Origin of the sequence: Jeotgalibacillus proteolyticus, from assembly GCF_002926065.1 — a bacterium.
Classification (GTDB): domain Bacteria; phylum Bacillota; class Bacilli; order Bacillales; family Jeotgalibacillaceae; genus Jeotgalibacillus; species Jeotgalibacillus proteolyticus.
This window is the reverse complement of sequence record NZ_PREZ01000001.1, coordinates 658,133-678,913: the sequence shown is the minus strand read 5'-3', so window position 1 is coordinate 678,913 and position 20,781 is coordinate 658,133. Positions and strand designations below refer to the sequence as shown.

Annotated in this window: 21 protein-coding genes; 10 read left to right on the top strand and 11 right to left on the bottom strand. The window is 41.2% G+C overall.

The features are described from left to right. Nucleotides 1-189 precede the first annotated feature (189 nt). On the bottom strand, nucleotides 190-657 hold the full coding sequence (locus C4B60_RS03490; protein ID WP_104056600.1) for a thioredoxin family protein: 468 nt from the start codon (nucleotides 655-657) through the stop codon (nucleotides 190-192). Then, nucleotides 658-1,086 (bottom strand): disulfide formation protein C, encoded by a 429-nt coding sequence (locus C4B60_RS03485; protein WP_104056599.1) that lies wholly within the window; start codon nucleotides 1,084-1,086, stop codon nucleotides 658-660. It lies immediately after the preceding gene. A gap of 332 nt (nucleotides 1,087-1,418) precedes the next feature. Here C4B60_RS03485 and C4B60_RS03480 point away from each other — a divergent pair, with 332 nt between their 5' ends. From C4B60_RS03480 to C4B60_RS03465, 4 genes are all read left to right on the top strand, one after another. Continuing rightward, nucleotides 1,419-2,960 (top strand): carbon-nitrogen hydrolase family protein, encoded by a 1,542-nt coding sequence (locus C4B60_RS03480; RefSeq protein WP_104056598.1) that lies wholly within the window; start codon nucleotides 1,419-1,421, stop codon nucleotides 2,958-2,960. Nucleotides 2,961-3,133: 173 nt separating this feature from the next. After that, entirely contained in the window at nucleotides 3,134-4,864 is a 1,731-nt protein-coding gene (locus C4B60_RS03475) for a phospho-sugar mutase (protein ID WP_104056597.1), read from the top strand. A gap of 119 nt (nucleotides 4,865-4,983) precedes the next feature. Next, nucleotides 4,984-6,102: a GAF domain-containing sensor histidine kinase gene (locus C4B60_RS03470; protein ID WP_425331143.1), complete on the top strand. Its 1,119-nt coding sequence runs from the start codon at nucleotides 4,984-4,986 to the stop codon at nucleotides 6,100-6,102. An 11-nt stretch (nucleotides 6,103-6,113) separates the two neighbouring features. Further along, entirely contained in the window at nucleotides 6,114-6,755 is a 642-nt protein-coding gene (locus C4B60_RS03465) for a response regulator (RefSeq protein ID WP_104056596.1), read from the top strand. A gap of 182 nt (nucleotides 6,756-6,937) precedes the next feature. On the opposite strand, the gene C4B60_RS03460 is transcribed toward C4B60_RS03465, so the two are convergent. Next, nucleotides 6,938-7,174, bottom strand: a complete 237-nt coding sequence (locus C4B60_RS03460; RefSeq protein ID WP_104056595.1) for a YhdB family protein — start codon at nucleotides 7,172-7,174, stop codon at nucleotides 6,938-6,940. Nucleotides 7,175-7,371: 197 nt separating this feature from the next. On the opposite strand from C4B60_RS03460, the gene C4B60_RS03455 reads away from it, so the two are divergent. Both C4B60_RS03455 and C4B60_RS21355 read left to right on the top strand, forming a co-directional pair. Next, nucleotides 7,372-8,778 (top strand): SpoVR family protein, encoded by a 1,407-nt coding sequence (locus tag C4B60_RS03455; protein ID WP_104056594.1) that lies wholly within the window; start codon nucleotides 7,372-7,374, stop codon nucleotides 8,776-8,778. Nucleotides 8,779-8,957: 179 nt separating this feature from the next. Then, entirely contained in the window at nucleotides 8,958-9,170 is a 213-nt protein-coding gene (locus tag C4B60_RS21355) for a YhfM domain-containing protein (RefSeq protein WP_483413969.1), read from the top strand. Here C4B60_RS21355 and C4B60_RS03450 read toward each other — a convergent pair whose 3' ends face one another. Continuing rightward, a complete protein-coding gene (locus tag C4B60_RS03450) occupies nucleotides 9,171-9,779 on the bottom strand; it encodes a DedA family protein (RefSeq protein WP_104056593.1) in 609 nt (202 codons plus the stop codon). A gap of 141 nt (nucleotides 9,780-9,920) precedes the next feature. Here C4B60_RS03450 and C4B60_RS03445 point away from each other — a divergent pair, with 141 nt between their 5' ends. Then, nucleotides 9,921-10,400, top strand: coding sequence for an NUDIX hydrolase (locus C4B60_RS03445; protein ID WP_104056658.1), 480 nt, complete (start codon nucleotides 9,921-9,923; stop codon nucleotides 10,398-10,400). A gap of 313 nt (nucleotides 10,401-10,713) precedes the next feature. On the opposite strand, the gene C4B60_RS03440 is transcribed toward C4B60_RS03445, so the two are convergent. From C4B60_RS03440 to C4B60_RS03420, 6 genes are all read right to left on the bottom strand, one after another. Further along, nucleotides 10,714-11,583, bottom strand: coding sequence for a cation diffusion facilitator family transporter (locus tag C4B60_RS03440; RefSeq protein WP_104056592.1), 870 nt, complete (start codon nucleotides 11,581-11,583; stop codon nucleotides 10,714-10,716). 270 nt (nucleotides 11,584-11,853) lie between these two features. Next, nucleotides 11,854-13,536 carry a glycoside hydrolase family 13 protein gene (locus C4B60_RS03435; protein ID WP_104056591.1) on the bottom strand — a complete coding sequence of 561 codons (1,683 nt, stop codon included), beginning with the start codon at nucleotides 13,534-13,536 and terminating at the stop codon, nucleotides 11,854-11,856. A 279-nt stretch (nucleotides 13,537-13,815) separates the two neighbouring features. Beyond that, nucleotides 13,816-15,180, bottom strand: coding sequence for a hemolysin family protein (locus C4B60_RS03430; RefSeq protein WP_104056590.1), 1,365 nt, complete (start codon nucleotides 15,178-15,180; stop codon nucleotides 13,816-13,818). A 184-nt stretch (nucleotides 15,181-15,364) separates the two neighbouring features. Continuing rightward, entirely contained in the window at nucleotides 15,365-15,508 is a 144-nt protein-coding gene (locus tag C4B60_RS21350; RefSeq protein ID WP_167578567.1) for a hypothetical protein, read from the bottom strand. A gap of 76 nt (nucleotides 15,509-15,584) precedes the next feature. After that, nucleotides 15,585-16,490 (bottom strand): aldo/keto reductase, encoded by a 906-nt coding sequence (locus C4B60_RS03425; RefSeq protein WP_104056589.1) that lies wholly within the window; start codon nucleotides 16,488-16,490, stop codon nucleotides 15,585-15,587. A 14-nt stretch (nucleotides 16,491-16,504) separates the two neighbouring features. Then, nucleotides 16,505-16,801, bottom strand: a complete 297-nt coding sequence (locus tag C4B60_RS03420; RefSeq protein ID WP_104056588.1) for a hypothetical protein — start codon at nucleotides 16,799-16,801, stop codon at nucleotides 16,505-16,507. 116 nt (nucleotides 16,802-16,917) lie between these two features. On the opposite strand from C4B60_RS03420, the gene kynU reads away from it, so the two are divergent. Both kynU and kynB read left to right on the top strand, forming a co-directional pair. After that, nucleotides 16,918-18,195 (top strand): kynureninase, encoded by a 1,278-nt coding sequence (gene kynU, locus C4B60_RS03415; protein WP_104056587.1) that lies wholly within the window; start codon nucleotides 16,918-16,920, stop codon nucleotides 18,193-18,195. A gap of 11 nt (nucleotides 18,196-18,206) precedes the next feature. Continuing rightward, on the top strand, nucleotides 18,207-18,833 hold the full coding sequence (kynB, locus tag C4B60_RS03410) for an arylformamidase (protein ID WP_245153853.1): 627 nt from the start codon (nucleotides 18,207-18,209) through the stop codon (nucleotides 18,831-18,833). Nucleotides 18,834-18,863: 30 nt separating this feature from the next. On the opposite strand, the gene C4B60_RS03405 is transcribed toward kynB, so the two are convergent. Beyond that, the gene (locus tag C4B60_RS03405; RefSeq protein WP_104056586.1) at nucleotides 18,864-19,295 is read right to left on the bottom strand and encodes an arsenate-mycothiol transferase ArsC; all 432 of its coding nucleotides are present in this window, start codon (nucleotides 19,293-19,295) and stop codon (nucleotides 18,864-18,866) included. Between the two features lie 177 nt (nucleotides 19,296-19,472). Here C4B60_RS03405 and C4B60_RS03400 point away from each other — a divergent pair, with 177 nt between their 5' ends. Further along, nucleotides 19,473-20,717 carry a dicarboxylate/amino acid:cation symporter gene (locus C4B60_RS03400; RefSeq protein ID WP_209020055.1) on the top strand — a complete coding sequence of 415 codons (1,245 nt, stop codon included), beginning with the start codon at nucleotides 19,473-19,475 and terminating at the stop codon, nucleotides 20,715-20,717. Nucleotides 20,718-20,781 lie beyond the last annotated feature (64 nt).

Below are 20,781 nucleotides of genomic sequence, written 5' to 3'. Positions count from 1 at the left end.
AATGCTGTCCTTGACCCGGTTCGCTGCGCTTCAGGCGGACGCTTTCCGCGGGGCGGGGCTTGAGCTAACTTGCTAACGCAAGTGGATCTCAAGCTCCCGCTTCTTCCCGCAGGAGTCGCCACCTTCCGCTTCGTTCACCTCAGGTTTAAAAATTTAGTTATGTCCCAGACTGACATCATGAAAAAATAGTTAGTTTAAAACATTACGATTAAAGAAATCCTCATAATCGCTTTCACTTGCTGCTCCAACAATCCCATCTACTGCCTGTCCATCTTCGAAATGAACCAGTGTTGGAGTACTCTGGATATTATATTTAGCCCACTCATTAAATTCAATCAGGTTCAGCTGGACCATATCAACATCCATATCCTCGGCTAAAGGTGCTAGCATTGGAGTAGTGCGAAGACAATGCTCGCATTCCGGACTGAAGAAGTAAACCGTTGTCGGCTCCCCGCTCGCAATTCTTTCATCAAGCTCGTCAGGCGTTACCTGATTAGCGTAATTCGGGTTGTCAAGAAGGTCGATGGTTGACTGGCGAAGATCTTCTTTTCCGTAAGGGTTATCCTCAACCTTTGAAGCGTTTTGCATATTGGTTACGATGGCAATTGCCGCAAAAATAAGGACGATAATACCGCCAAAGATTAAAATCTTTTTCATTTATGATCGTTCTCCCTTCAGATCTTTCAAAATTGATAAGCTAAGTACAAAAATAATAATAAATGCGGTTAATGCTAAAAACGGGATCGTAATAAAACCGAGCCAGTTTATATATTGTCCTGTGCAGGGCACCAATCCGCAGGCAGGCGCACTGTCAGACAAAAAATCAAGCTTTTGAATGCTGTAGTGGTAAATGGAGACAAGCCCGCCCACACCGGATAGAACAGCTGAATACAAAGCTGCTTTTGCATCTTTTTTTACAATCGCTGCACCCAGTAAAAGAACGATTGGATACATAAAGATCCGCTGATACCAGCAAAGATCACAAGGGGTGTAACCTCTTATTTCCGAAAAATAAAGAGAGCCCATCGTTGCTAAAAAGGATGTTGCCCAGGCTGCGAATAGCTTATTTTCAATACGTTTTATCATCAAGTCGCCTCTTTCTTATTTAACTTACGTTAAACCATCAGTCATGAAAATTGTAAAAGGTTCTTACCTATAAAACAAGCAGACAACTCCTATTGCTGAAAATTTCTTTTGGGATATGTCGATAATTTGGCATTAACTTGTAGAATACACGTTTATTTTTTTCGTCCTACTCCTGAAATTTGGTGTGAATTCAGGACAAGATAGAGAGAGAGGAAAATTACAGGCTTAAACATTTTCAAGAAGGAATGCAGCCGCTATAATATAGAAGGGTTTAAATGCGTTTATTTCCTCTGAATAAAGGGGAAATGACTCGTTGTGAAGGAGTGAAGCAAATGTCAGAGAAATTAGATTTGTCTCAATTTGAAAAAAAGATGATCATCCGTGCGATGATTCATCCGGATATAGAAAAAATTATTGCCATGCAGCGCCTGTGTTTTCCAGGTATGGAGCCGTGGAAGGTAGAGCAGCTTGAAAGCCATCTTGATATTTTCCCGGATGGCCAGCTTGTAGCAGAGCTTGATGGAGAAATTATCGGCTCCTGTTCAAGCTTAATCATCAACTTTGATGAGTACGATGACCGCCATACATGGGATGATGTAACCGATGAAGGATATATCACGAACCATAACCCTGACGGCTACAATTTGTATGGAATTGAAGTGATGGTTCACCCGGACTACCGCCGAATGAAGGTCGGACACCGGCTTTATGAAGCAAGACGGGAATTAGCCCGCGAGTATAACTTAAAGAGCATTATTATCGGCGGCAGAATTCCAAATTATCATAAGCATTCAGATGATATGACACCAAGGGATTATGTAGATGCTGTAAGAATGCATAAAGTGTATGACCCGGTTCTTTCATTTCAGCTTTTAAACGGATTTACGCTTATGAGAATCAACCCTAACTATCTTCCTGATGATAAGCAGTCCAATAAATATGCGACCCTGATGGAATGGAATAATGTCGATTACAGACCAAATTCCAAGCGCCACTTTAAAACAAGCCACCCAGTGCGCATTTGTGTGGTGCAATATATGATGCGCCAAATTGATTCATTTACGGATTTTGCAAATCAAGTTGAATATTTCACAGATGTTGCCTCTGATGCGCATTCTGATTTTGTTGTGTTCCCAGAAATCTTTACCACACAGCTAATGTCCTTTTTAAATGAGAAGTCACCAAGCATGGCTGTGCGGAAATTAACTGACTATACTGAGGATTACATCGAGCTATTTACTGATCTAGCTGTACGCTATAATGTCAACATTATTGGCGGATCTCATTTTGTAAAAGAAGACGACGATGAGATTTATAATATCGCATATTTATTCCGCAGAGACGGCACAATCGAAAAGCAGTACAAGATTCACATTACTCCAAATGAACGAAAATGGTGGGGAATCAGCGCAGGCGATGAAGTGCGTGTATTTGATACGGACTGCGGCAAAATTGCGATCCAGATCTGCTATGACATTGAATTTCCTGAGCTTGCGCGAATTGCTACTGACAAGGGAGCAAAAATTATCTTTACTCCTTTCTGTACAGAAGATCGTCAGGGCTACCTGCGCGTTCGTTACTGCTCACAGGCGCGTGCGGTTGAAAACCAGATTTACACCGTCATATCAGGAACAGTAGGAAATCTTCCTGAAACGGAAAATATGGATATTCAATATGCTCAGTCAGGGATTTTTGCTCCATCTGATTTTGAATTTGCACGTGATGGGATTGTTGGGGAAACCGATCCAAACCTTGAAATGGTGATGATCGGTGATGTTGATTTAGAAATTCTCCGCCGTCAGCGCCAAAGCGGCACCGTGCGTCAGCTTAAAGACAGAAGACACGATATTTACGACATAAATTATAAAAAATAATTGCAGGACAGGCTCATCGTCATCTGTGCGAAAGCATGGGACAATGAGCCTTACATATTTCTTTTTAATTTTAAAAAAATGTAAGGTTTGAAAGTTCTCAATAAACTCTTAATTGGGATCATGTTACAATAGAGTTAAGGCATGTCCTTAGTCAATCCATGGGAGGGAACAGTATGAGCTATCAGGTATCGTATGAAAAGTGGTTTTCTTTTGACCAGTTGGATGAAGAGGTTTTTTCTGAGCTTCAGCAAATGAAAGACAATGAGAAAGGGAAAGAAGATGCCTTTTATAAAAATTTGGAGTTTGGTACTGGAGGCATGCGCGGGGAAATTGGCGCAGGAACGAACCGCATGAATCTTTATACCGTAAGAAAAGCTGCTGAAGGACTTGGCCGTTATATTGTAAAAAATGGAGAAGATGCTGTTTCACGCGGTGTCGTACTGGCTTATGACTGCAGAAGAAAATCTCCTGAATTTGCAATGGAAATTGCGCGGACACTAGCCTCACATGGCATTCAAACTTATGTGTTTGAATCACTCAGGTCTACACCTGAATTATCATTTGCAGTCCGATCGTTACATACGTTTATGGGAGGAATGATTACTGCCAGTCATAATCCGCCTGAGTACAATGGATTTAAAGTATACGGAGAAGACGGTGCCCAGCTTAATCTTGAAGATGCTGACGCTGTTATTGAAGAAATAAATGCGATTGATAATGAGCTTGATATTCAGGTTGGCTCTGTTGAGGAATACAAAGAGTCAGGCTTAATTCAAATGATATCCGATAAAGTGGATGATTCGTATGTGGAGCATCTCATTACAGTTTCTGAAAAGCCGCAGCTGGCAAAGGAAACGGATCTTAAAGTTGTTTTTTCTCCACTTCATGGCGCTTCAAATGAAATGGTTCAAAGAGGCCTTAAAGCATTAGGCTATGAAAATATTCATATCGTAAAAGAACAGGAGCAGCCTGATTCCGAGTTTCCTACAGTCGCATCGCCAAACCCTGAAGAGCCTGGTGCCTTTGAATATGCGATCCGTGATGGAAAAGAAATTGGTGCAGACCTCCTGATTACAGCTGACCCAGATGGTGACCGTTTAGGACTTGCGGTAAAAGGACCTGATGATGAGTATGTTTTATTAACAGGTAACCAGACAGGCGCTATCTTACTTGACTATCTTCTCGGAAGAAAGAAGGAAAAGGGCAGCATTCCAGAAAACGGAAGAGTATTTAAGACAATCGTTACGTCAGAGATTGGCCGTAAAATTGCCGAGCATTACGGAGCTACAACAGAGGACGTTCTGACCGGCTTTAAATTTATCGGTGAAAAAATTAAAAACTATGAAGCTACCGGCGAGCATACATTTTTATTTGGCTACGAGGAAAGCTATGGCTATTTAATTAAAGACTTTGCCCGCGATAAAGATGCTGTACAGGCTGCATTGCTGGCTGTTGAAGCAGCAGCATTCCACAAGCAGCAGGGGAAAACCTTATACCAGGTATTAATTGATTTATTTGATCAGCATGGGTATTACCGTGAAGGGCTTGAGTCTCTAACGCTCAAAGGAAAAGACGGAGCTGATAAAATCCAGTCCATCCTGACAGCCTTCCGCGAGCATCCGATCCGTGAAGTGGCCGGGCTCTCGGTTTACTCGCAGGAGGATTACGGAACGTCCAAGCGCCTGCTTACGGATAAAGGAGTAGAAGAGGATATCCATCTGCCTGCATCAAATGTTTTGAAATACTTCTTAGAGGATGGCTCCTGGGTATGTGTTCGGCCAAGCGGCACTGAGCCAAAGGTTAAATTTTATTTCAGTGTCATCGGTAAAAGTCTTGAGGATAGTGAAAAGAAGCTATCTGACATTAAACAGGCATTTATGGATAAAGTTCATACTGTTATGTAAAACTCAGCACAGCCCGCTTTCAGGGCTGTGTTTTTTCATGCAAAAGTCGTAGATCCCACTCCATCAATAGGAGAATGCAAAGCGGAGTCTGATCGAGTATACTGAGAATGGGATAAGGGGTGAACAGGTTGAACAGTTCGTCAGACGTACTGATTTTAAAACAAATTGCTGAATTTTTAAATGAAGAAACAGAACTGGAATCCATGCTGCAGGGTGCTTTGTCCCAGCTTTTAAAAGGGACCGACTTTCAAACCGGCTGGATTTTCTTTATTGGTGAAAACGGCAGGCATGCTCTGCTCGCACAGAGCAATCTGCCAAAAGCCCTGAATGAAGATGACTGTCATGCCATGAGAGCAGGGGGCTGCTGGTGTGTAAATAAGTATAAAAGAGGAGAGCTTGAAAAAGCTTCCAATATATTAGAGTGTAAGCGAATTGTAAATGCGATTGATAAAAAGCATGAAGGTACAGATGGGATTACGCATCATGCAACGGTTACGCTGCAGTCAGGTACTGAGCGTTTTGGCCTTCTTAATGTAGCAACACCAGGCAGAAAGAAATTCACTGAACAGGAGCTTATATTGTTAGAATCAGCTGCCTTTCAAATCGGCTCTGCGATTAAACGGATACAGCTTACAAAAAAAGAACAGGAAGTAGCTCTTATCCAGGAGCGGAACAGACTTGCAAGGGACTTACATGACTCAGTGAATCAGCTTCTCTTTTCCATTACCCTTACAGCAAGGGGAGGAGCGGAAATGACCGATCAGCAGGAAGTAAAGGAAACCTTCCACGGCCTCCAGTCACTTGCTCAGGAGGCCTTGACAGAAATGAGAGCGCTAATCTGGCAGCTACGGCCAAAGGGGCTTGAAGGCGGGATTAAAGAAGCCGTAAATGGCTACGGCGAGATACTGGGGCTTAAAATAAACTTTAATCAAAATGGCGTCGCAGCCCTTCCATCCAAAGTGGAAGAAACGATCTTCAGGGTTGCCCAGGAAGCGCTGACAAATTGCAAAAGACATGCCGCCGCAGACGAAGTTACAATTAGTATCTCAACAGCATCAGACCGGATATCAATGAGCATTGAGGATAAAGGCTGCGGATTTAACACAAAGCATTTAAAGGCTCTCCCCTCTGTTGGAGTAAAGAGCATGCGGGAGCGGGTAGAATTAGCCGGAGGAGAATTTATGATTAAAAGCAGCCCCGGAAAAGGAACCGTAATTAAAGCAGAAATTCCATTTTAGGAGGAGCGGATATGAGTATACGTCTCTTAATTGCTGACGATCATCATGTAGTCAGAAGAGGGCTGATCTTCTTTTTAAAAACGCAAGAGGATATCGAGATTGTCGGGGAGGCTAAAAACGGGCTTGAGGCGGTCACATTAGTAAAAGAGCTTCAGCCGGATGTTGTCCTGATGGATCTTATTATGCCTGTAATGGACGGCATTCAGGCAACACGTGAAATTAAGCAGTGTCTTCCAAAAACAGAAATTATGATGCTGACGAGCTTTTCAGACCAGGATCATGTGATTCCAGCAATTGAAGCAGGGGCAGCGGGCTATCAGCTGAAGGATATTGAACCTGACGAGCTGGTGCTCTCGATCAGAAGGCTGATCAAAGGGGAGAACACACTTCACCCTAAAGCTACGAGCCATCTGCTTACACGCATTAATAAAAGCGATCCATTTCCACATGAAGTACATAAGCTGACAAGACGTGAAAAAGACGTACTGATCGAGCTGACAAAAGGGAAGAGCAATAAAGAAATTGCAGGTGCTCTATATATTACAGAAAAAACCGTTAAAACACATATTTCAAACATTTTTACCAAGCTTGAAGTAGCAGATCGTACACAGGCTGCACTTTACGCAGTAAAACATCAACTATTTGGCCGTTAAGCTGCTTTCAAAGTGCAATTAATCACGTTCTAATATGTATCCATGTATACAAATAATAAATGCGACGACACTAAAATAGTCAATACGTTTAAAAATAAACACCAGCTTCAGATTGTCAAAATACTCCTCCAATCGTCTACTCAAATACGTCTGTATTGAATCTTAGAGTGGAGGAGAGCTGTTTATAATATTTTCACGTTAGATGCACGGAATAGGGAAGCGCAGTGTTCGGCGTACCTGAATAACTCTGTGTAGTGATAAGCAGTGGTTTCTTGTGTTTGAGGGTAATGAATCCCTTTTAATAATGATTTAATTTTTTTGGACAAAAGATCGTCCTTTGACCGTACCATGAGAATCAGCATATCATCCCAGGAGTGGCGGTAAAGATAAAGCAGGGTACGCTCGTAATCATTATACATGCGCTAATACATCCTCCTTTCAGAGAAGATACTATTAGTATGTGCTGAAATGAAGGAATTTGTTCTGTAAAAAAAAGTGAAAAAAATGGTGTGATTGGACAGGAACTTTAGCATTTGATTTGGACCAAACGCTTTGTTGTATTCATGAACCTGTACTTCCTACATATAATTTTTATGAGGGAAGGGACGTGATACAAATGAGTGATAAAGAGCTTATTAAAGCAATTGATGAAATTACTGAAATCGCTAAGGGGTTTGGTTTAGACTTTTTTCCAATGAGGTACGAGATATGCCCGGCCTCTATCCTATACACATTTGGGGCATATGGGATGCCCACCCGGTTTTCTCATTGGAGCTTTGGAAAGCAATATCACCGGATGAAGCTTCAATACGATCTTGGTCTTAGTAAAATTTATGAGCTCGTAATAAATTCGGATCCATGCTACGCTTTTTTACTGGATACGAATTCATTAATTCAAAATAAGCTGATTGTTGCCCATGTACTGGCACATTGTGATTTCTTTAAAAATAATATCCGCTTCAGCCAGACAAAACGCGATATGGTAAACAGCATGACGGCTACAGCTGAACGGATCAGAGCATATGAAATTGAATTCGGCAAGCATGAGGTGGAAGAATTTCTCGATGCCGTTTTAGCCATTGAAGAGCATGTGGATCCTTCATTCTCGAGGTCTTCTTTTGATTGGAAAGTTGATGATTGGGAAGTTGAGGAGAGGGAAGTAAAGAAATCCCCATATGATGATCTCTGGAATATAGAATCTGCCCCTAAGCTTGAAAGAAGACCGCGTGCGCGCAAAAAGAAATTTCCTCCTGAGCCCGAAAAGGATTTAATGCTGTTTTTACAGCAATATAGCCGTGAGCTTGAACATTGGCAGCGGGATATTATGACAATGATGCGCGAGGAAATGCTTTATTTCTGGCCGCAGCTTGAAACAAAAATTATGAATGAGGGATGGGCCTCCTACTGGCATCAGAAAATAATCAGAGAAATGGATTTAACTACCTCAGAAGCAATTGAATTCGCAAAGCTGAATGCAAATGTGGTCCAGCCTTCTAAAACCCAGATAAATCCTTATTATTTAGGAATTAAGCTTTTTGAACATATCGAGGACCGCTGGAATAACCCTGATGAAGAAGCAATTAAGCGCGGCGTTAAGCCAAACAGCGGGCGCGAAAAGATATTTGAAGTAAGAGAAATCGAGTCGGATCAATCATTTATAAGAAATTATTTAACAAAGGAATTTGTCGAGCAGGAGGATATGTTCTTATTCCAGCGATCAGGCAGAGATTACCGGGTCGTTGATAAAGAATGGGAGTCTATTCGGGACGAATTGGTTTCCTCAAGAGTCAATGGAGGTTTCCCGTATATTGTTGTTGAAGATGGCGACTACCTGAAAAACGGAGAGCTTTACCTCATGCACAAATATGAAGGTACAGAGCTTGAGCTGGATTACCTGGAAAAGGTACTTCCTCATATCGTCCGTTTATGGGGGAGAACGGTTCATTTAGAAACGGTTGTAGATGGAAAAAGCATTTGCTTTGTTCATAACGGGAGAAATGTTCAGAGAAAATATCTTCAGTAACTTTTATAAAAACTCAAAAAGGAGCATCTGTCTCAATTGGAGACAGATGCTTTTTAGTGATTATAAATAAATTTGAGAGACAGATATCACTTGAATCCGTGAAAATGTAAAAATTAAAGTGAATCTTTATTTGGATTAAATTGTTTAATTAAGTAGTAGGGGTGTCCCAATGAGAAAAACTGTTTTGGTATTCTAAAAAAGAGCCAGGGGTAGTCGAAATGATTGACCCTGAATATCATGTTGAATTCGGACAGGAATCTTATTATTTATGGATAAGCAAAGAACATGGAACGATCATGAATCAAGACGATTCACATACCACTTATAGCCTCTCACATGATTCAGCAGAAAAGATTTACGAATTAGTCGTATGGAACGAACAGCATCATTAATTAATGATGCTGTTTTCTTTTTACATACCAATAAACAAGTGCTGCACCACCTAAAATTAGACCGCCGTAAACAATATAAGAGTAAACATCCATAAAGCTGCTGATCTTCTCCCATTGCTCACCAAGCTTAGCCCCTACTATAATTAAAATAGTGTTCCAAATAATGGTTCCAAGTGTGGTGAAAAGTAAAAATAAGACGAACGGCATATTGGACATTCCTGCAGGGATTGAAATCAAGCTCCTGACAAGAGGCACCATTCTGCAGAAAAAAACTGTCCAGATTCCGTACCGGTCAAACCATGCATCCGCTTTGTGTAAATCCTTCTTTTTAAGTCTCAAATATTTTCCGTACCGGTCAATGATCGTCTCCAATCTTTTAACATCCAATAGCCTGCCGACACCGTACAAAATAATTGCACCAGCTGCAGAACCTGCAGTAGATGCCGCGATCACACCTGTAATAGTGAGCTCTGTATTCGTTGTCATAAAACCGCCAAAGGGTAAAATGACTTCAGATGGAATAGGAGGGAAAAGATTTTCGAGTGCAATTACTAAAAAGATCCCTGCATAGCCATACTGCTCCATAAAAGACATGATCCATTCCTGCATTATCTTCACCAGCTCCCTGATAGATCAAAACACCAATATAATCTCCAATAGTTTATCATTTTTCACCTTGTTATACTTCATTTATACTGTTTATAAGGTGAATAAATGCTGAAAATCCAGCGACAGGAAGGAAGTGCGGAAATGTCTTATATTGAGGATTTGCGAAAAAAAATCGGGCATGACCCTGTTAATTTAGTAGGGGTAACCGTTGTTGTCTTTAACCATAGTGGAAATATCCTGCTGCAGAAACGAATGGATGGTATGTGGGGGCTGCCAGGAGGATTAATTGAACTCGGTGAATCAACAGAGGACGCAGGAAGACGAGAGGTTAAAGAAGAAACAGGGGTTGAAATCGGCAGACTAAACTTAATAGGTGTTTTATCAGGAAAAGAATATTTTGTTGAGCTTCCGAATAAAGATCAATTTTATGCAGTTACCGTAGTGTATTATTCAAGAGAAATCCTCGGTGGAGAGCTACAGGCAGACGGAATAGAGGGGACAGACGCCCAGTTCTTCCCGCCCAATGACCTTCCAGAGGGAATAAGTCCCCGGGTTAAAACCATGCTCAGAGCCTCAGCAGATGAATTGGGACGAATGCAAAAAGAGGATGAAGGATCTTGAAAAAATGGGGTATGGTAAAAAAATAAGATATGGATGGATAAAGGAAAACTAAGTAATTAGGTGGTATGAAAAGGCATTTATCCATAACCCACTAAATTTAGTCCGCAAAAAAAAATAAAAACTAGCTGATTGAAGCGGAAGTCGGGGACTCCGGAGAGATGAAGCGGGAGCTTGAGATTCACTTGCGTAGCAAATTAGCTCAAGTCCCTCGGTAAGCGCCCCTGCAGCGTCAATCAGTCAGGCTATTATAAACAAAACTCCTAACATTCAACGGTAGAAATACTTTATCTCCTAATCAGGCTATTGATTCCCTCTACAAATCAGGCTCTACATGCACATGAATGTAAGTATGGGGACGACTATTCTGGAGAGACAGTTCAATCTCCTCTGCAATATCATGGCTTTCTACAACTGTAAGCCCAGGATCCACTTTAATCGTCAGATCAATAAACGAAATATTTCCATGTGCCCGCCCCTTAAAATCCGTAACAGACCGGACACCGGGGATCTTTTCGGCATACAGCTTAATCCCCTTAATTTCATCTTCATCAAATCCGTCGGTCAAAGTATGAACCGCATCCTTAAAAATATGAAAAGCAGTTTTTAAAATAATGAGCCCTACAATAAAAGCAGCAAGCGGGTCAAGCCATGCAAATCCAACTACACTTCCGATAATGCCAACAGCAGCCCCTATACTCACCAGAGCATCTGAACGATTATCCTGGGCAGCAGCATAGAGAGAGGAGCTTTTCACTTCTTTTGAAAGCTTTAAATTATAACGATAAACCAAAAGCATCACACCGGCACTCCCTATGGCAACCCATGCGGCAAGCATGCTAGGGGGTTCGTCTGCCCCTCCTTGAAACAGGATGACACCAGCTTGTCTTAAAACTTCAAATGCTACAGCCGCCATAATAAAGGCAGCAACTAAAGAAGCGATCGCCTCTGCGCGGAAATGGCCATATTGGTGGTTTTGATCAGGCGGCTTTCTCGATACCCGCAACCCAATTAACACAGCTACAGAAAGGATAACATCAGTTGTGTTATTTAATCCGTCAGCCTTCAGGGCCTCTGAACCTGTTGAGTACCCAACAGCAAGCTTTATCGCAGTTAAAACAAGGTAGGCAGTAATACTGATCCACGCGCCTTTTTCTCCTCGTTGTAAATTATCATATAATTCCATAATGTAGCCTCCGCTTACAATTCATTCTTTCATTATTTCCCTAAATTAAGATTATCAGACGTCAACCCAGTGGGTCTAGAGCAACGTTGTAAGCTGCAATCACGGTTATTGTAAGGAGAAACATATATTGTATGGAGGCAATAGATATTGTAGAAAAATGCGGGAAATAATTAGTATTAAAATGATGAAAAGGTAAGAAGTACTTTTCTTAGAAAAAAAGAGCTGTAAGAAGATCAGCAGTTACTGATATTCTTACAGCTCCTAAGATGGTTAACTTAGTTTATAAACCCGTGCTTCATAAGGCTTTAAAACAAGCGTGGAAATTTCCTTATGCTCTTCAACCGGTAAATTAGAGAGAAGAATGTTATCGCTTGAAAGGTTAAATGGTAAATCCTCTAAAATAGCATCTTTCTTAGATAAATTGGTTAAAATAAGTGCTTTTTCATCGGCAAGTGACCGGGTGTAAGCATAAACCTGATGATGATCGGGAAGCAGCAGATGATAAGTGCCGTAAGTAAACAGATCATCGCTCTTTTTTAAACGGATCATTCTTTTATAAAAAGAAAGGATAGAATCCTTGTCATTTAATTGATCTTCTACATTAATTTCAGGGTAATTAGGATTTACCTTTATCCAAGGGCTGCCCGTTGTAAATCCAGCATTTAAGTTGTTGGACCACTGCATTGGTGTACGGCTGTTATCGCGGGATGAAGCCCATAATATCCTCATAATATCACCGTGAGGCACACCTTCTTCTCTGCGGATTGCGTACATATTTTTAGCAGATACATCATCATAATCATCGATGGACTCAAATTGAACGTTTGTCATACCAATTTCCTGTCCCTGATAAATAAAAGGTGTACCTTTCATCAAAAAATACATCGCGGCCATAGAGGTGGCGCTTTCGTACCAGAAATCATGGTCATCTCCCCAGGTGGAGACGACCCGCGGCTTGTCATGATTTTCAATAAAAAGGGCATTCCATCCGTCCTTTTCCAGACCATCCTGCCAGCGGGAAAGCACTTCCTTCAGCTCTACGATATCAAGCTCCAAGTTGGATTCTGCATCCCAGAGACCAAGGTGTTCAAACTGAAAAATCATATCCATTTTCCCGTTTTCTTCGCCTACCCAGAGGTCTGCTTCGTCAATTGAGACGCCATTTGCTTCCCCGACAGTCATAACGTCATGATTACCGTAAGTCTTTTCTTTAAACTCCTTTAAAAAGGGCTGAATGCCTTCCTGGTTCATATGCATGTCAAAGGATGAAACATACTTTTTGTCTTGAGGATTTGGCATATCAGGAAATCCGCTGCGCTTTTTAATATGACTTACAGCATCAATTCTGAAGCCATCAATTCCTTTATTAAGCCACCAATTTACTGCATCATAAACCGCTTCTCTTGTTTCAGGGTTTTCCCAATTAAGATCCGGCTGCTTCGTTGAAAAAACATGAAGGTAATACTGATCCGTTTTCTCGTCATATTCCCAGGCAGAGCCGCCAAAAATACTTTCCCAATTGTTTGGCTCAGAAGTGGTTTCACCTTTGCTGTTTCGTTTACCGTCACGCCATATATACCAGTCGCGCTTAGTACTCTCCACATCGGAGCGAGATTCAATAAACCATTTATGCTCATCACTGGTGTGGTTCGGAACGAAATCAATAATTAGTTTCATACCGCGCATATGGACTTCTTTTAAAAGCTGATCAAAATCCTCCATCGTCCCAAAGTCATCCATGATATCTTGGTAATCGGAAATATCATAGCCATTATCGTCGTTCGGGGATTTGTACATAGGACAGATCCAAATTACGTCAGCGCCAAGATCCTTTACATAGTCAAGCCTTTGAATGATCCCCTGAAGATCGCCAATTCCATCTCCATTAGAATCCTGAAAGCTTCTCGGGTAAATTTGATATCCGACAGCTTCCTTCCACCAAATCTTTTTCATAAAATAAACCTCCATATAGAAGTGCAATCGTTTGCACAAATTGTAGTAAAAAAAAGGATTAACATATCCAATATAAATCAGCTTAGTTCTTAAAAACCACTCGGTAATTATACCTTTTTCTATAGTCGATCGCAATGACTTTTTTTCAGGAAGACAGGATATAAAAATACTATAAATAGTGTATGAGTGCTCTTGCAGTTTAAGTACAAAAAAAACGATTTCGGGGTAAATTATTCATAAAAAAAAGCTGAATTCAATAATTGAATTCAGCTTCATCCATTAAGCTTCTCTGGGCTGGATAGAGGACTTTCCGGCTCGTGCACTGTCCCGGACTGTTAACTCCTCTTCAGACATTTTCCAGACCTCTAGGTACAGAATGTGATAGCCATCTACATCGTTGACTTTAAATACATAGCCTTGCTCGTAAATCTCATCACCGACTTCAACATCAAAGTTTCGCGTCATGAACCAGCCGCCAATTGTATCAACATCTTCATCATCAATCGTGATCCCTAACAGCTCATTCGCGTTTTGGACGAGAACCTTAGAATCAAGGATATAATGATTTTCATTTAATTGCTGAACTTCAGGAATTTCATCGGCATCAAACTCATCCTGAATTTCCCCAACAATCTCTTCTATAATATCCTCCATTGTAACAAGACCAGAAGTTCCGCCGTATTCATCCAAGAGGATACCCATATGCATGCGTTCCTTTTGAAACTTATGAAGCAGCTCATTGATCGGTATACTGTCAATGACCTGGATAATAGAGTGTGTGTAATCCGCTACAAGCCGATCACCATTATCCTGGTTCTCAATAAAGGAAGTCATTAATTCCTTCATATTGATCGTGCCGACAATATTGTCTTTATCCCCATTTTCCACTACTGGATAACGGGTGTATTGTTCTTCTTTCATTACCTTAAAAACTTCACGCAGGGTAAGGCCGCTGTCCACACTGACAATTTCAGTACGTGGAACCATGATTTCTTTGGCAACACGTTCATCAAATTCGAATATTTTGTTCACGTAGCTGTATTCAGATTGGTTTATTTCTCCGCTTTTTAAGCTTTCCGACAAAATGATTCTCAGTTCTTCCTCTGAGTGAGCGAGCTCGTGCTCAGAAGCTGGCTTTAAGCCAAAGAAGCTGGTAAACAGTCTTGCTGAACCGTTTAAAAACCAGATAAAAGGATACATAATCCGGTAAAATAAAATAAGCGGCTTAGCTAGAAGCAGTGTTACAGCTTCCGCTTTTTGAATCGCTAAAATTTTTGGGGCAAGCTCTCCAATCACTACATGTAAAAATGTAATAAAAGAAAAAGCGATCGCAAAGGAAATGATATGGGTAAGCGGCACAGAAACACCTAAGTCCCCAATAACAGGCTCAAGCACACCTGCAACAGTTGTTTCCCCAATCCAGCCCAGGGCAAGAGCAGTAACCGTAATCCCAAGCTGACAAGCTGATAAATACTCATCGAGATTGGTTGTTACTTTTTTCGCAGCAAGAGCCCTGGCATTTCCTTCTGCAATAAGCTGATCCAATCGTGAACTTCGAATCTTAACAATGGCAAATTCTGAAGCGACAAAAAATGCCGTTAGTGCTAAAAGAACAGCGACCATAATTAAATTGACTATTTCCAATGATTCGAGACAATCCCATAAAGTTTTTCGTGTTTAGCACGAAGTCTTTGGCGTGGGGATGCCTCTCACACCTCCTGTTATGTTGAAATGTACTGCCCGGCAGCTCTTACCATAAGTAAATGGTAAGAGGCGGATTGACAGGCTTCAACTGGAGAGTCATCATGACATCGTACTAGCATTACTTTTAATTAAAGTAAGAGCCATTTAACGAATGGTACGATTGGTTTAGATGACCTGCCAAATCGGCACTAAATTCAATCCGGATATCTGTATTGCTAATTCGTTTATTCAGCTTCCCATTTGTAAGCATCATAACCCCATCGAACATTCCTCCGTTTCATTTTTAATGGTTTAATTCTACCATAAAACAAAATTAGAATGACTAAAAATTTCTTAGTGAATAATTATGGAACATCATGGCCAAGAGAAGCCTGATAGACAGCATACCATTGATGGGGAGTCAGTCTCTCAAAAGCAGCAGCACGAATTGCAGCCTGAACCCGCTCCATTTTACCGGAACCGACAATCGGCATTATTTTGGCAGGGTGAGACATGAGCCATACATAAATCGCCTCATCAATACTGCCGGCCCCAATTTCTTCCGCTGTTATTTCAAGTGCCCTGCTGATTCTTTTAGCTTTTTCTGTCTCCTTAGAAAATAGTAATCCGCCTGCAAGGGGTGACCACGCCATAGGAGGCGCCTGCATTTCAAGAGAAAGGTCAAGGGTCCCGTCCTCAAAGTTTTCCAAGTTATACGGATTAAGTTCAATCTGATTAGACAGCAGCGGCTGGGAAACATACGATTCAAGCATCTTCAGCTGAGGCCGTTTAAAATTTGAGACCCCAAAGCTGCGAACCTTGCCTTCATTTTGAAGCTGATCGAACGCCTCCGCCACTTCCTCAGGATTCATATAAGGGTCGGGGCGGTGGATCAGCAGTAAATCAATGTAATCAGTTTGAAGGTTCTTCAATGAATGATGTACTGACTCAAGTATATGCTGTTTGGTTGTATTATAATGATGGCTTTTATGTTCCGGTCTGTTTGGAGATTCTAATACGATGCCGCATTTTGTAATAATCTCCATTTTACTTCTAAGCGAGGGCTTTAACGAAATGGCTTCGCCAAACAACTCCTCACATTGGTATTTTCCGTAAATGTCAGCATGATCAAAAGTCGTGATGCCCTGATCCAGAAGCTCCTCTATAAATAGAAGTCTTTCTTCTTTTGATAAATTCCATTCAGACAGCCGCATCATTCCATGAATAATTCTTGAAAAGCGCAGCTCCTCACTTACTGCAATTCGTTCCATTACAATTCCTCCTACTAAATAGTATCAATCGAACAACTATAAAAAGAAAACACGAGTCCAAGCACCAGAATCGAAGTCATTACGGTCCCCTCACTTAAAATTCCCAGAAGATACAAGGAGGTGATCAATATGTAGGCATTCATTTTCCCTCCAGCAGTACTGCTGTTCTTCATTTCTGCTATAAAAGCGAGCAAAATAAATAGGGGGATAGAATAAATAATGACTTTGGAAATGAAAGGCTCAAGCACAAGAAAAGGAAGAAGCAGGAACAAAAAAGTGGTTTTAGTTATTATTCCTTTTCGCCTGAGCATATAACAAGCCTCCCAATCCTATTATGTATCCTGTAAACATTTACGATTTGATGATACCATAGATAAAACGGGGATGAATAAATTTAGGCACTAGCAAAGAGGAAGGGGAAAGGCTGATGAAGGGCCGAATTAAGAAAGAAGCAGCAATCCAGCTCGATCGGCAGGATGAGCTGAGAAAATTCAGAGAGGAGTTTTATGTACAGGAAAGTCAAATTTACCTGGACGGAAACTCACTTGGTCTGCTCTCTAAAAGAGCAGAAAAAGCAACACTGGATTTGCTTTCAAGCTGGAAGAATTACGGAATAGACGGATGGACTGAAGGGGAGCATCCGTGGTTCACTTTTTCTGAAGCATTAGGGGAGAAAACAGCACCGCTTATTGGTGCAGCAAAAGAAGAGGTTATTGTGACAGGTTCAATCACTTCGAACCTTCATCAAATGATAGCAAGTTTTTACAAGCCGGATAAAACCAAAAATAAAATTCTGGCAGATGAACTCAATTTTCCTTCTGACATCTATGCGATTCAAAGCCAGCTTGAGCTGAAGGGATATGATCCTGCAAGCCATCTTAAAAAAATCCCATCTCTAAACGGCCAGACCCTTGATTTAGACCAAATTAAAAAAAGTATTACGGATGATACAGCGATGATTCTGCTGCCATCTGTCCTATACAGAAGCGGCCAGTTGCTGCCTATTAAGGAAATAGTAGAATACGCTCATACAAAATCCGTTATTGTTGGATTTGACCTTGCACATTCAATTGGTGCAGTGCCTCATCAGCTTCATGAGTGGGGAGTCGATTTTGCTGTTTGGTGCAATTACAAGTATATGAATAGCGGACCTGGGGGAACCGGAGGGCTGTTTGTGCATAAAAAGCACCATGGGAAAATCCCTGGATTGAAAGGATGGTTTGGTTCTCAAAAAGAAAAGCAATTTGATATGGAGCACACTTTTTCACCAGCTGACGATGCGGGAGCCTATCAGATTGGTACACCTCATATTCTTTCCAGTGCACCATTGCTTGGCAGCCTATCACTTTTTGAAGAAGCAGGAATGAATGGTTTAAGAGAAAAGTCGTTAAAGCAGACTGATTTTATGCTCCAGCTTATTGAAGATTATTTGTTGCCATATGGTTTCAAGGTTGTAACACCGCTTGTCCATTCAGAGCGGGGAGGTCATATTGCACTTGAGCATCCTGAAGCTGCAAGCATCTGCAAGGCATTGAAAAATCAAAGAGTTATTCCGGATTTTAGAGCACCGAACCTGATCCGCTTTGCACCGGCTCCTTTTTATACGAGTTATGAAGAGCTGTTTGATGCCATTCACATTCTTCAGGAGGTTATGGAGAAGAAGTTGTATCAATTGTATAAAAATACAAGAAATGTTATTGCTTAGGGGGTCTTGTTGTGCGAGAGATTAAAGATATTTCGATGACTCTTTCAGCTGATACTGCAAGCTGGCCAGGAGATACACCTTTTCATTACGAGATTTCCTGGAGTATGGAGGAAAGCGGCTCGGTAAACGTTGGGAAAATAGAAACAAGCACCCATATCGGTACGCATATTGATGCTCCTTATCACTATGATGCAGGAGGAAAGAAGGTCGAAGAATTATCCCTGGAGCGTTATGTTTCCAGAGCGATTGTGATTGACTGTTCAAATAAGGAAAAAATTGAAGTGGAGGATATTCTTCCATCGCTAAAAACTCCAGCGGTACAAACCGTTTTGTTAAAAACGGATTACTGGAGGGATAGAAATACGTTTCCTGAATCCATTCCAACAATGGATGAAAAAGTTCCAAAAGAACTTAAGAAAAAAGGCATTAAGCTCATAGGCGTTGATCTGCCCTCTGTCGATTCAATAGACAGTAAAGATTTGCCCATCCATCGTACACTGCTTGAAAACGATATTTGGATACTGGAAGGCATCGTACTAAAAGATATAGCCGAAGGGGAATATGAATTAATTGCTCTGCCTCTAAAGCTTAAAGATGCAGACGGCAGCCCGGTTCGTGCAATTTTGCGGGAAATATAAAAAAAACTCATCCGGCCTTTGCGGGATGAGCTATACAGGCGATGAAAGCGTTTGGCCGAGATCCTTAATACGATCAGCGATATCGTCACAAATTTCCTGGAACAAAAGCCATTTTTCGGTTGGGTCAGCTGAGCGTTTTTCGGGATTAATGATATTCCAGGTTACAATTTTTTTAGCTGATGAAGGTGTTAAATGAATCTTATCATCTCTGTCAAAGTCCTGGATTAATACGATCATATCTGCCTGGTCAAGCTCTTCAAGGTCGATTTGATGGGGTTTAAAGCTGGATAGGTCTATCGAGATTTCTTTCATCGCTTCTATAGAAAATGGATTGGTTTTAGCATCAAACCAACCTGCGCTTCTGAACGTAATGTTCTCAGCTTTTAATCTGGAAGCCCAACCCTCAGCAATGAGACTGCGTTCGTGGTGAGAGGAAATAAAGTAAATCGTTTGATTATCCATAAGCGCAGATCCTTTCTGAAGATGTTATAGTTCACTATACCCATTTCTTAATTGATTTATGCATTTTTTATTATTATGTGTTATTTATTGATAATCTATAAGATACGTATTAAATTTGGTAGATAGAATTATGAGCATTGCATGATTCTTAAGATCGGAGGAGCCTTTATGAAAAAAATGAATTTAACAGCAAAGATTTTGATAGCCCTGGTGATTGGAATTATAACCGGTCTGTCCCTTAATGTATTTGCCCCGGATTTATTTAATGTACTGGATACATATCTTTTTACACCATTGGGTCAAATATTTCTTAGCTTAATTAATATGCTGGTCGTCCCAATTGTATTCTTCTCCCTGGTTCTTGGAGTAGCGGGGCTTGGAGACACAAAAAAGCTTGGGAGGATTGGGGTAAAGGCGATTGTTACTTTTATGGTTACTACTGCTATTGCCATAACAATCGGCTTAACGCTTGCTTCTGTTATCCAGCCGGGTGAAAATTCTCCTTTTTCAGCGGAAGAAAGGGAAGCTGCTTCTTTCGAAGAAGAAGAGACACCTTCTGTAGGAGAAACACTGCTCGACATTATTCCAACAAACCCTGTTTCAGCATTGGCTGAAGGGAATATGCTTCAGATCATCGCATTTGCAATCTTTATCGGCTTTGCATTAACTGTGCTAAAGGAAAAAACAAAGGGTGTCTTGAATTTGTTTGAGCAGGGTAATGACATCATGATGTATTTGGTAGGGGTGGTTATGAAATTTGCCCCTTATGGCACATTCGGTCTAATTGCATCAGCTTTAGGGGAAGCAGGATTTGAGTCGCTGCAAAGCATTATGATGTATGTACTCGTAGTCCTTCTGGCTTTAGTCGTTCATGCGATCGTCACGTATGGAAGTATCATTATGTTCCTTGCAAAGAAAAGCCCGATCTGGTTTTATAAGAATTTTTTCCCGGCCATGACGGTCGGTTTTAGTACCTCAAGCAGTAATGCAACACTTCCTATTTCAATGGAGGTGGGGCAGCGGGATTTAAAGATTTCTAAATCCTCAAGCTCCTTTGTGCAGCCGCTTGGGGCGACCATCAATATGGATGGCACCGCAATTATGCAGGGGGTAGCGACCATATTCATTGCCCAGGTTTTTGATGTGGAGCTTACCTTTGTGCAGCTTCTAACAGTGGTGATGACAGCAGTACTTGCCAGTATTGGAACGGCAGGAGTACCAGGGGTAGGATTGATATTATTAGCCATGGTTTTAAACTCTGTTGGGCTTCCGGTTGCCGGGATCGGTCTGATCCTTGGAATTGACCGTCTTCTGGATATGTGCAGAACCGCTATTAATATTTCAGGTGATGCTGCGGTGGCATTATTCGTTTCTGAGTCTGAAAAAAAGAGGAAGATTAAAGAACAAAGAGGAGAAGCATAAAAATTGTTCACCAGGCGATCACGATTAAACTTCTCTTTTCTAAAGTAAATCCGGTATACTGAAT